Genomic DNA, 10,623 nt, shown 5'->3' on the forward strand with positions numbered 1-10,623 from the left:
ATCATGGACTAGGAATTCAATATCGGCCCGGTCTTTATCTGTAATACTGGAGCGGTTCATGTGAGTCTCTGGCACATTCACACTCTTCCGTTCTTTGAGGATGCCACCGTTAATGAGGCAGGCGGTAATGCGGTGCCCATCCACAGCAGTGACCTCGCCCTCAAGCGCACCATCCACAAAGGTAATAGGCTCACCTATTTTTACCTCATTGTGGAGATGATCATCATTAATTGGGATGTCATTTTCTCCAAGCTCGCCGCCATTGGTCACAAAGGTGTATGTTTGGCCGCCAATGATAGGGATATGACCGTTAGGAAGTCGTCCAATACGGATATTGGTACCCTGAATGTCGGCCTGGATTTGGACATTTGTCCCCAGCTCCTCATTGATTTCCCGGATCCAGGCTACGCGCTGGCGGTACTCATCGTATTGTGCGTGGGCAAAGTTGTTGCGGAGAATGCAGGCGCCGGCTTTGACGAGTTCCCGCAAGGTGTCTTTGTTGTCACAGGTAGGACCGATGGTGACAATAAACTTGGTACGGAGATCTGAAATGAAGTGGTTGGAGGCCATAACTAGAGGGTTCGTATATATCTTACTAGTTTACCACTGGGGGAGAAAAACACCTCGCCAGGTTATGGCGAGGTTTATGGATTGTGTGAGTAAATGCGCTACCAGCGCCCTGCCCAGAACTTCTCGGCTGCTTTTTGGTGCTTTGCAGCCCGAGCCGCGAGTTTCTTGAGATACCTGCCACTTGCGCGTGGCTTTCTCTTCTTCCTTGCCATATTCACCAACCTCCCTGCCCAGTGGCATGTGGGACTATCATAGCCAGTTTTGCTAGGAAAAACTACTGGCATGCCATACCTATATTGTTTAGTGCAGGGTAAACTGATACGGTCTCCCATGATATCCCAAGGATAAAGATGCTTACCAACTTACAAGAATTCCCCGAAATCCCCGGCTTGTTCCGAGGTGAAATCATTGGCAACCGTGTAGGGGGCTTTGATCCCCGTGGCACATTTTACGACGCGTTCATCCAATCGGAGTTCCGTGAGATTGCCGGAAAGGAGCTGCTTACACAGCAAATGAATTTTGTCATCAATAACCTGGGAGCCATTCGTGGCTTCCATGCCGAGAATTGGGACAAGCTGGTTTGTGCGGCAAACGGGCGGATGCAGGTGGCGTATGTAGATTGCCGGGACCACGAACACTTTGGGAACGTGGTCACCTTTTCTGTCGATGTCCCCAGTGTCATATTTGTCCCGGCGGGTGTGGCTAATTCCTACCTCGCCCTGACTGACCAGTTGGTCTACATTTATCAGGCAACATCGGAATGGAACGCCGACGCGCCCTATCCCTTGTTCAATCTCTACGACCCGGAGCTGCAGGTGCCGTGGGATACAACGTACCCACACATCCTCAGCGACAAGGACAAGACTCACCCACCGCTTCGAGGAGCATTCCCGGAGGCGTGGCAAGCATGGCGCGGAGGTGCCAAAGAATGATCGTTATTATAGGCGCGGGCTTCATTGGTTCGTTCCTGGGGGAATACTTTGGTGACCGCGCCGTCTTCCTAGAAGGTCGGTACAATTCACTGGAAACGTTGGAGCAGGCTCTGGCTCCCCTTAACCCTACCGTGGTCATAAATTGTGCGGTAAAGGGGAATCCCAAGAGCATTGAGGCTCTGGAAGAAGGAAGTGCGGACTGGAAAGAACATGTCCAAGTGAATGTGGTGCTTCCCGAGTGGCTAGCGCTGCTGGGCAAAAAGCTTGGTTTCAGGTTGGTGCATCTTTCCACGCTCATGTTCCTTGACTGGAAGGGTGAGGCAAGTGCGGGTGGCTTTCAGGAAGATTCAGTCCCTGAAATTACCTCCCGGACTTCTAAGTACGCCAAGATGAAGTGGCAGGCGGAGCAGCGGTTGGTGGGATCCGACGCTATTATTGCCCGTATCCACCTCCCGTTCACCTGGGCGAATAACCCCCGGAATCTCTTCTCCCGTCTGCCTGGGTTCGGCGTCTTTGTGGAGGATGCCTCTTCCATGACCTGCTTGGACGATTTTGCAGAAGCCTTAGATGGCGTGTTGGAGCGGGAGAGGGTAACTGGTGTTATCCACTTTGTGAACGAGGGGGCCATGTCCTTTCATGACATTGCGGCTCACATGCAGAGCCAAGGGCTTATACCGGAAGGCCAGGTGCTCCCGTCCATTAGTTTGGCGGAGCTGAACCAGGTTCCTGGTGCGGTATACCAGCCGCAGGTTATTGCGCAAAGTGCAGTGCTATCCGGGCTTTTCCTGGAAATGCCACCTCTCCAGGAATCAGTCCTGGGCACGCTCCATATCATGAGTATGAAGTTGTGAATCAAAAAACCCCGCAGTCGCGGGGTTTTTCTTTTTTTGAGTCAGGAGGATCTCTTTCGTGGAGAAAACCATTGAGAAATTCGTAAGAATTTCGAGTGTGTTTTCGAACGAAAGAGTATTCTCTTTACATGCCGGCAACAATTGCCCCAACAATGAGGAACTGTACCAATGTGTACCCGTTGTTAATCATAAAGAGCCGTGGGCTTTCTTCTGCAAACATCATCCGGGAGAGGCCAACGGTGGCCACGAAGCCAATCCATGCCCAGAGGCCAACTTGGAGGCCAAGCACCCAAGTGTCGGCACCAGCATATACGGCAAAGTGCCGCATGACGTACGCGGTTAGTGCAGAGGCAATAACCATTACAAGGTAGCCAGGGCCAGGGCTTTTTATGTCATCCATCTTTTTGCCAAGCTCCTTCATCCACATTGCTCCAAATACCTGTGGCGTATACCAAATGAACCCAAGAACCATGCTTGCAACCACCGCGGCCAAAATGGCCATGTAGTTAACTTCCACGCTTCCCATAGCAAAATACTTAGTAGTAGCTACTTTTAGGCTACGCCTCCCCAAGCGAAATAAAAAGTGTCAGTCCGTTTGGACTGACACAGTTACCGGCGCACCGAGAGGTGAGCGGCCAAGAAGCGGATGAACCCGTCCGGGTTCTCGATATTCTCTTTGTAGAAGATTGCCAGTTCCACTACATGGGGCGATGCCCATTTGTAGTGAAGCATGTCCACTTGGGGATGGGCCTTCACAAAGGTGAGAAGCCCGTTGAGGAGGATGGGAGGTAGCGTGAGGCGCTCTTGAATTCCTTCTTGCTCCCCGCTAAATACCGAGCCCTTAATGAGGCTGGCCGATTCCTCCCTCCTGAATGTGGAGGCGAGTTGGTTGATGAGCAGGATACTCATACGAAGTCGGTACTCACCGGTGCGGGTAAGTACGATGGGGCTGTCGGTCATAACCTCATAGAAGAGGTAGGTCTTTTCGCTTTGCGCGATATCCCCCTTGTCACCGAGGAGAATACCAAACGCGCGAGAACGCTCAGACTGACGGAGAAGGGCACAGGCCCGCTCTTCTTTCGTTTTGTTAAGTGGTTTGTTCCACTCGACATCTCCAACGCCATGGATTTTTGCCATTTGTATTTCTCACCCGTTTTTTCCTAGCTGTACGCCAGATTTCTGACATTAGCAGGCTTATTTCCTATTGTATACCGAGAAATAAAAAAGACCGGCAGGTGAGTGCCAGTCTTTTTTGGGTTAGTACCCTGGCGTATTGGTAGGGGACTGGTTGTACGGTGCAGGAGCAGGCGCGTACGCAGGTGCTGGTGCAGCTTGTGCGGCAGGCATGTACGGCATGGCTGGGGCAGGTGCAGCAACAGGAACTTGCTGAACTGGTGGGGTCCACTGGTGCGCCGGAGGCGTGGAAACTGGGGCAGGCGCAGGGGCTGGCATGGGTGCCGGAGCTTGTGCAACAGGCGCCGCAGGGGCTGGCTCATCCTTCTCTAGGGCACTGCCATTCATGATCTGCTGCTGCATCTCATGTTCAAAGGCGGAGGCCTGGCCTTCAATGGCGCTAAGTTCAGCGTTTAGTTGAGTGGTGGCTGCCTCAACATTTGCCACATGTTTGTCATGGGCATCGGTAGCTTCAGAGATAAACGTTTCGAGTGCAGGAAGGGTTTGTTCCAGGGCGTCTAGTTCGGCAACTGCTTCCTCTTCAGTGAGCTCGTCTACAGGGGTTTGGGTGATATCAGACATGGTGGGATATTAAATTGTTTGACTTACCATTTCTGGAACTTGCCCAATAGCCTCTGATTCAGTCTCTTCGACTGGCTGTTCAGCCATAGCATTCTGGCGGCCACGGCCAATCCGTTCACGGAGACGCTCGGCACGTTCAGTGAGTTTGTTATGGGTGCTGAGTGCCTCTTGAAGGGCAGCGGAAACTGTACTCTCCATGGTCGCTTCAACGTTCTGCCAGTTCCTCATTGCTTCGTTCGAAAGCTCAAAGTTGCCAGACTGTGCGGCTAAGGCGAGGTTCCTAGACGCGTTCTCACGGATTGCATTTGCCATGGTGCCATTCATAATCGCTTCAATGCGATCGTTCAGGGCATCTATTGCAGGGTTGAATTTGCCATCAATCTTTCTGTCAGCCTGGCCACGCTTAAAGGTGTCCCAGCCTTCGTTGATAGTGTTGGAGGCAGCGTTGTAGCTTTCACCAACTTTCTGACCAGCACGGTTCACGGCTTCTGAGGTGGCGGTGGCGAACTCTTTGCCTTTGGTCTTGATAGTTTCCTTGGCTTGTACGCTCAGACGTTCGGTTTTCCCAATAGAGCGGTAGGCAAACTTCTCAAGGCGTCCTGGCATTTGCTTCACCGATTCCATGCCAGACTTGGCACGCTCACCCATCCGCTTGAAAAAGCCACCAACGGCTTCTTTGCCAGAATTGATGCGCTCACGGGCGTTGCTCATTTTTTCTTGGGACCAATTCCTTAGGCCTTCTTTTTGGCGATCACCAAAGCTCTTTGTTTCCGCTACGCGCCTACCTACTGCAACTGCGCCTTTAATGAGGGCGCCTTCAACGCCACCTTTTGCATCAGCTACCTTTGTTGCGACTGCGTACCCCGCCTCTCGGATTGGTTTGGCAACTTGTTGCGCGCGTTCTCGGCCGCGCTCTTCATCAATCTCGCGCTGTGTTTGGGCAAGAGGTGCCGCCGCAGGCGCTTCCTGCGTAGGAGAGGGAGTTACCCCGCTCTGTTCGAATTGGTTCATGGTTCTGGGATTCAAAAGTATTTCCTCTAGTTTATTCCTTGTTGGGGATACTTAACAAGTTTTAGCTATAAAAGGGGGAAATAAAAAAAGAAGCGAGACGTCTTTGTCTCGCTTCGGGTTTGGCTAGTTTAGCTAGCAGTCGCTCTCCTTGTCGAGGAAGGTAAGGACAATCGGGACCTTGGCATCTCCCTCATCCCAAGCAACGTGGGCGACGGCGCCCTCACTGTTTATCTTGAGATAGCGAACGATGTAGCAGGGTGTGACCTGTGGCTGGGCAAGGTAGAGGAACACGGACTCGCTCCCATCTTCCTCAGCAACGAACGACCCGCCCGAGACTGAGCCAAAGAAGCTTTTGACTTTCTGGTCGTCCTTTCTCCCGTCCCAGTCGTGGTTGGGGAAATCGACGACAAACGTCGTGGTAAGGAGGGTGTAGAGCGTTGTGCTCGTCCCTAGGACTTTACGGAGAAGCTCGTCAATCTTGTTTCCCATATTTGTTCACCCGAAGGTAAGCTGGACTGTACCAGAATTAGGAGAAATGTCAACGAGTAATGGCTCTAGAAAAGCAAAATCCTCGGCGGTTGCCGAGGAAGTTGAAGGGTTGCTTAGTAGCGGATGAAGCCCTGCCGGTTGTGCGTCGTGTAGTACGCATTATACGGCAGTGACTTGGGAAGCTTGTTGCCGTTGATGGCATCAATCCATCCGCACATAATCCAGTTGTTCCCGCCGCCGCTCTCCATCATGAGTCCGTGGACGCTCACTTCCAGTGAGTCGATCTTTTCGGGAGATTGGACCCGGAGCGTAACGTGCTTAGAGCCGTCTCCTGCACCGCAGACGGTCCAAAGGGTGAACTTATCGGGACCGGCAGCAATGTTTCGTTGGGTAGCGGTTGCGGGGATATCGAATTTGAACATATGGTGTTCTCCAAGGTACGCACTAGTTAAGGGGTAGTGTTCACACCGTCGCCCTTGCGGGCCACCTGCCATACGGTCAGGAATTATGCTGCGAATAGTAGCACGGAAAGCCTAAAATGTCAATGAGTAATAGGCTCTAGTAAAGAAAAGAGGCACCCCCGATGGGGTGCCTCGTAACGAGACTTGAACGATTACTGATCGTTATCTTCGTCTTCCACTGTTTCGGGTTCAGCCGCGACGCTCACCACGGTGGGCGAGAGGGGGGCCAAAACCTGGGGCGGTGTGGCTTCGCCCTTTAGTGACTGCTCCGCAGCCATGGCAGCGTTGGCGGCCAGGATCTGCTGCATGATATCCGTGCCGCCATTGGCGGACATGGGGACCATGAGAACAGTGTTCTTGGAGTTGGCGCCGATCGCGTGCATGGTGTCGTAGTACTGGGTGGTTGTCACCAGCGCCATGACCTCGTGCGGGCTTGTACCGGGGACGGCGTTCGAGAAGTCGACCACAGCCTCTTTGAGGCCAAGTACGATTTCCCTGCGCTGTCCTGCGATGCCTTTACCTTGAAGGACCTTACTCTCGGCTTCCGCTTCCGCTGCTTTGATCTGTAGGATCTTGGCAGCTTCACCGTTTTCCGTAGCAGCTTCTCGGTTCCGTCGTGCGGCAACGATGTTATTCATTGCCTTCATGACCTCTTCGTCAGGGATGATGTCCGTGACGAGGGTTTGCACGATTTCGAAGCCGAAAGGCCCCATGCTTTCGTTGAGCTCTGCGCGAGCTGCATCGGCGATCTCAGTCTTTGACTGGAGCGCCTTGCTTAGTTCCAGGTGAGGAACTTTGCCACGCACAGCATCGGAAACGTAGGCCTTGATCTGCTCTTCCGGGTCGTTCAGCTTGTAGTACGCGTCCTTGACCCTTTCCGGGAGGACCATGAACTGAACGGCCAGTGCGATCTCGATGAAGACATTGTCCGAAGACGTCGTCTCCACCTCGACGGTGAGCTGTTGGATGCGCAGGCTTTGGACGCTTGCGACACCCTCGATGAAGGGGATCTTGAAGTTCAGGCCAGCATTCGCCAAGCGGGTGAACTTGCCGAACCGCTCGACGATGCCGACATGCTGTTGCTCCACCGTGAAGAAGGAGCTAAAGAGCGCGGCGATCACCGCCAGGACGATAATTCCAAGGAAGATCCAGTATAAAACCGGGGTACCTTGCTGTTGTGCTGCTTGTTCTGTAACTGAAAAATCCAAACTTGTTTCTCCAAAGTCCAACGTGGTGCAGGGGCCTGCACAGCTCCACTTAAGTGGAAGCGCAATCCTACCATAAAAGTAGGGAAATGTCAATGAGTAGTAGGCTCTGGAATAGAAAAAGGCTGCCCGTTGTGGACAGCCTTGAAGTGCAACCTACCTGCCGATCAGTGCGGGAACATGCTCCTTGTGAATGAGGATCGTCTCGTACTTCCTCTCCTGAGTATCCTCAATAAAGAGGGGATCCAGGACTTGGAAGCCGTCTTCGGTGAGAACAACCTCCTGAAAGCCCATAGCGTGGGAGATGCCTATCATTGGGCAGTAATCCCATGGGGTTTGAGGCCGGCCCATGCGGACCAGCGCGCCAATCTCGCCTTTCCAAAGCCGCGCCGCATCAATGCCGATGCTTCCGCCGGAGACTTCCATGTGCTTGAAGATGCCTCCGTACTTTGTGCCCTTTGCCAGCTTCTGCATCCGCTCAGAGAAAGCCGAAGGCTCGTCGCGGAGGGAAACCACGACCTCGCTGAGTGATCGCGATGGTATGACGAGCCGTTCCGAGTCGTTAAACTCACTGATGCGCCGTACGGAATCGGATCCCGGCCTGAAGCCGTAGATTTCCTGAGTCATGACATCGCCCACATAAGCGGCAATGACTTTGCCATTGCGGACGAGTGACAGCATCGTGCCAATGGCATGGGACTGTCGCCGGATGTAGGCCTTGGTGCCATCCAAGGGGTCAACGGTGAAAAAGGTGTTCTCACCAGGCACTTGGCAGGCCACCTTCAAGTCGTCTTCCTCGGCCACGATGCCAAAAGTGGGGAAGCACTCCTTGAGGAGTTTGGTGTAGACCTGTTGCGCGGCCTTGTCGGCCGTGGTGACAAAATCCTGCTGGTCAGTGAGGCTGGCCTTCTCGGTGGCCTCAAATGTCCACATTTCCTTGCGGATGGTAAAGATGGCACGCCGTACCAACTCCTTCATGACGATGCCTGCGGCGTGCTCGTTCATGAGCATGCCGGGGAATACTGACGTATTGTTCAAGTTCCTTCTCCTTTGGGCTGACACTAGCACTTTTTATTATCAATTAATAGGCTTTAGGAGCCAAATAGACATAAAAACACCCCAGCTTGGCTGAGGTGTTGGAGTGTGTCAGTTCAGGGTTACATGACTCAGGAAGGCCTGCGTTGCTTCGCATTCTGCCGGTGTTGGCTCGCCGTAGAGGTAAGCACCAATACGATACGTGAAGCGGTACTCAACAGGGGAAGGTGGCGCGGGGACAAGTTCCCCATCCTTTGTGAGGATGGGAATGTCTGATTCGCGATACCCTTTGTCCCCGTACTGAAGAAATATGCACACGTCCTCGAGTGGCTTCCCAAGCTGTTTGCTTAGTGCCTGCGCTAGCTCCCGGGTTGCCCACGGGTTATCCCGGAGACTCTCCAAGCCTTCAGGTTTGAAGGGGTCTCCTGGGAGTGTGCACGAAGTAATCATGCTCACCCCTTCTACGGGGTAGTAGAAGTCCCGGCCCTCCAGCCTCTCAATAATCGTCTTCGTGACGGGGTTGCATCGTTTAAGGTGCTGAACCGCCTCGTAGTCTGTCATATCAAAGAACTCGGGGGGAAGTTCATCGGCGAGGTAGGCCTCGTCCAGGGCAAGAACCAGAGGCGTTTGTACGCCCCGGTTCAGTTCGCCGTCGACGTATGCGTACGTAGCACTTCGGCAGCGTTGGTACCCAAGGAGATGGGGGATGCCATCCTCATGGAGAACCACTTTGCCTTCGTGCCAACGGAGTGCCCGGACGTATGCTTCAGGGCTGTATTCAATGGAACCTGAGGCGTACCAGCGGTTGCCAAAGAAGTCCTGCTCCCAGCCTGGTTCAAAGATTCCCATGCTGTCGCTGTAGCGCTTCACATTGTCTAACGAGTCCAGATCAATGCCGCCGGCGGTTAAGTAGCCTCCAGGGTAGCTCTTGTTTTGGATGTTGGCACAAATCGCTGCGCGGTCGTAACCTTGCCGTTCCAGTTCGTCACCCAGCGGTGAATCCATGATGATGTTGGTAGTCCGGCCTTCATGACCAAATCCCAACATGAGGTACATGTACTTGTCGGCCAAGTGTCGTCCAGGCGGTGTGCCCACATCATGTAGCTGAAGGGAAACGGGTAGTTCCGGGCAGAGTTCCCGAAAAGCCGGTTCGTTAATGATGGCTACCATTCCCAGGTGCTTGGACCCAAAGAGGTGTTCCGCCGTCATGCAGGGAGTGCCAGCCCTTAGGAATTGGGCAAATGTAGAGCTCTGCGAGATAAACTCTGTCCTTCGGAATTCGGGCGTAGCCATGATCCGACGGTCATTTTCTGAATGATGAACTTGTCTGTACAGCCGATCACGTCGGACGAGTACAAACGTTTCTCGGAAGTAGTTATTGTATCCTGTCCAATCTGTAAAAGGTCGAGGCGGGGGCATCTGCTCCTCCAAGCCACAAGGGCGAACTTTCGAAGTCTGGAAGCAGAATATCAGAAAGATAAAGAAAGTGGCTATGAAAAACAAAAACCCTCTCCTGAGCTTGTGTTCACGGGTGGGGTTTAAGATGTCTGTTGCAAGTTACTACAAACTATTAGTTATTCAATTGCATGGCCCATTAATGCTAGCGAATACCTGCTAAAATAGAAGAATACAATATATAGGCACCTTCAAGAGTCTGCATGCATAACGCTCATTCTGTTTCAGATAACGTAGCTCCCCGTGTTTGGAGCGCCAGGCTGGTGGATTGGTTTTTTAAGAACACCCAAGTCGTACTGCTCTTTGCGATTGCTTTGATTGTAGGGGGTGTTTTTTCGTTAATGAGCCTTCGCTCAGAGGGATTTCCAGCTCCGCAAATTAAAATTGCGGTTATTACTAACTTGTACCGTGGCGCAAGCCCGCAGGAAGTAGAAACACAGGTTGTAAAGCCCATAGAGAATGCGGTCTCAGGCATTGCAGGAGTGAACGACGTAAGTTCCACAGCCGCAAACAGCTTTGGAAATATTGTTGTAACTTTTGATGCAAGCGCAGACTTTACCGGTGCTTTATCTGAAATACGTAACAAGGTTCAAAGCTTGTCACTTCCTCAAGATGCTGACAAACCAGAAATTACGGTACCAAGTTTTGGTGGAAGCATTTCTTACTACGCAGTAAGTGGTGATGTCACCAATGTCGCCGATCTTAGAAAGCAAGGGGACTTTGTAAAAAGAGAACTGGAAACCGTGAAGGGCGTGAAGGAGTTCCGCATTCTCCAGAAGATCAACGATAAGGTCCTTGTAAGTTGGATGCCCGACCAGGTTACCCGCTTTGGTTTAACGCCAAGTGGCATAAGTCAGGC

General features: G+C 52.6%; 13 protein-coding genes. 3 read left to right on the plus strand and 10 right to left on the minus strand.

Annotated features, from left to right (window positions below; all coding sequences use genetic code 11):
- On the minus strand, window positions 1-570 hold a 570-nt coding region (locus VLA04_01600), incomplete at its 3' end, for a pyruvate kinase (protein HSI20391.1).
- A 350-nt stretch (window positions 571-920) separates the two neighbouring features.
- On the opposite strand from VLA04_01600, the gene VLA04_01605 reads away from it, so the two are divergent.
- Window positions 921-1,502: a dTDP-4-dehydrorhamnose 3,5-epimerase family protein gene (locus VLA04_01605; GenBank protein HSI20392.1), complete on the plus strand. Its 582-nt coding sequence runs from the start codon at window positions 921-923 to the stop codon at window positions 1,500-1,502.
- Window positions 1,499-2,353 (plus strand): sugar nucleotide-binding protein, encoded by an 855-nt coding sequence (locus tag VLA04_01610; protein HSI20393.1) that lies wholly within the window; start codon window positions 1,499-1,501, stop codon window positions 2,351-2,353. The genes VLA04_01605 and VLA04_01610 overlap by 4 nt, the downstream gene beginning before the upstream one ends.
- Window positions 2,354-2,477: 124 nt before the next feature.
- On the opposite strand, the gene VLA04_01615 is transcribed toward VLA04_01610, so the two are convergent.
- From VLA04_01615 to VLA04_01655, 9 genes are all read right to left on the minus strand, one after another.
- Complete coding sequence (locus VLA04_01615) at window positions 2,478-2,879, minus strand: DUF1761 domain-containing protein (GenBank protein ID HSI20394.1); 402 nt, start codon at window positions 2,877-2,879, stop codon at window positions 2,478-2,480.
- A gap of 83 nt (window positions 2,880-2,962) precedes the next feature.
- On the minus strand, window positions 2,963-3,490 hold the full coding sequence (locus VLA04_01620; protein HSI20395.1) for a hypothetical protein: 528 nt from the start codon (window positions 3,488-3,490) through the stop codon (window positions 2,963-2,965).
- Between the two features lie 120 nt (window positions 3,491-3,610).
- Window positions 3,611-4,108 (minus strand): hypothetical protein, encoded by a 498-nt coding sequence (locus VLA04_01625; protein ID HSI20396.1) that lies wholly within the window; start codon window positions 4,106-4,108, stop codon window positions 3,611-3,613.
- A 9-nt stretch (window positions 4,109-4,117) separates the two neighbouring features.
- Complete coding sequence (locus VLA04_01630) at window positions 4,118-5,119, minus strand: hypothetical protein (protein ID HSI20397.1); 1,002 nt, start codon at window positions 5,117-5,119, stop codon at window positions 4,118-4,120.
- A gap of 132 nt (window positions 5,120-5,251) precedes the next feature.
- A complete protein-coding gene (locus VLA04_01635; GenBank protein HSI20398.1) occupies window positions 5,252-5,608 on the minus strand; it encodes a hypothetical protein in 357 nt (118 codons plus the stop codon).
- A 113-nt stretch (window positions 5,609-5,721) separates the two neighbouring features.
- Window positions 5,722-6,030 (minus strand): hypothetical protein, encoded by a 309-nt coding sequence (locus tag VLA04_01640; GenBank protein ID HSI20399.1) that lies wholly within the window; start codon window positions 6,028-6,030, stop codon window positions 5,722-5,724.
- Window positions 6,031-6,221: 191 nt separating this feature from the next.
- Entirely contained in the window at window positions 6,222-7,277 is a 1,056-nt protein-coding gene (locus VLA04_01645) for an SPFH domain-containing protein (GenBank protein ID HSI20400.1), read from the minus strand.
- Between the two features lie 153 nt (window positions 7,278-7,430).
- Window positions 7,431-8,312 carry an inositol monophosphatase family protein gene (locus tag VLA04_01650; protein HSI20401.1) on the minus strand — a complete coding sequence of 294 codons (882 nt, stop codon included), beginning with the start codon at window positions 8,310-8,312 and terminating at the stop codon, window positions 7,431-7,433.
- A gap of 108 nt (window positions 8,313-8,420) precedes the next feature.
- On the minus strand, window positions 8,421-9,602 hold the full coding sequence (locus VLA04_01655) for a hypothetical protein (protein ID HSI20402.1): 1,182 nt from the start codon (window positions 9,600-9,602) through the stop codon (window positions 8,421-8,423).
- 365 nt (window positions 9,603-9,967) lie between these two features.
- Between VLA04_01655 and VLA04_01660 the strand changes: the two genes are divergently transcribed.
- A partial coding sequence (locus tag VLA04_01660) for an efflux RND transporter permease subunit (protein ID HSI20403.1) occupies window positions 9,968-10,623 on the plus strand: 656 nt, incomplete at its 3' end.

It is taken from the genome of Verrucomicrobiia bacterium (assembly GCA_035460805.1).
Taxonomy (GTDB): domain Bacteria; phylum Patescibacteriota; class UBA1384; order CAILIB01; family CAILIB01; genus DATHWI01.

Bases quoted from the DNA above. Each gene is read 5' to 3' on its own strand.
- VLA04_01605 (HSI20392.1), top strand. From the start codon at position 921: ATGCTTACCAACTTACAAGAATTCCCCGAAATCCCCGGCTTGTTCCGA.
- VLA04_01610 (HSI20393.1), top strand. From the start codon at position 1,499: ATGATCGTTATTATAGGCGCGGGCTTCATTGGTTCGTTCCTGGGGGAA.
- VLA04_01615 (HSI20394.1), bottom strand. From the start codon at position 2,879: ATGGGAAGCGTGGAAGTTAACTACATGGCCATTTTGGCCGCGGTGGTT.
- VLA04_01620 (HSI20395.1), bottom strand. From the start codon at position 3,490: ATGGCAAAAATCCATGGCGTTGGAGATGTCGAGTGGAACAAACCACTT.
- VLA04_01625 (HSI20396.1), bottom strand. From the start codon at position 4,108: ATGTCTGATATCACCCAAACCCCTGTAGACGAGCTCACTGAAGAGGAA.
- VLA04_01630 (HSI20397.1), bottom strand. From the start codon at position 5,119: ATGAACCAATTCGAACAGAGCGGGGTAACTCCCTCTCCTACGCAGGAA.
- VLA04_01635 (HSI20398.1), bottom strand. From the start codon at position 5,608: ATGGGAAACAAGATTGACGAGCTTCTCCGTAAAGTCCTAGGGACGAGC.
- VLA04_01640 (HSI20399.1), bottom strand. From the start codon at position 6,030: ATGTTCAAATTCGATATCCCCGCAACCGCTACCCAACGAAACATTGCT.
- VLA04_01655 (HSI20402.1), bottom strand. From the start codon at position 9,602: ATGGCTACGCCCGAATTCCGAAGGACAGAGTTTATCTCGCAGAGCTCT.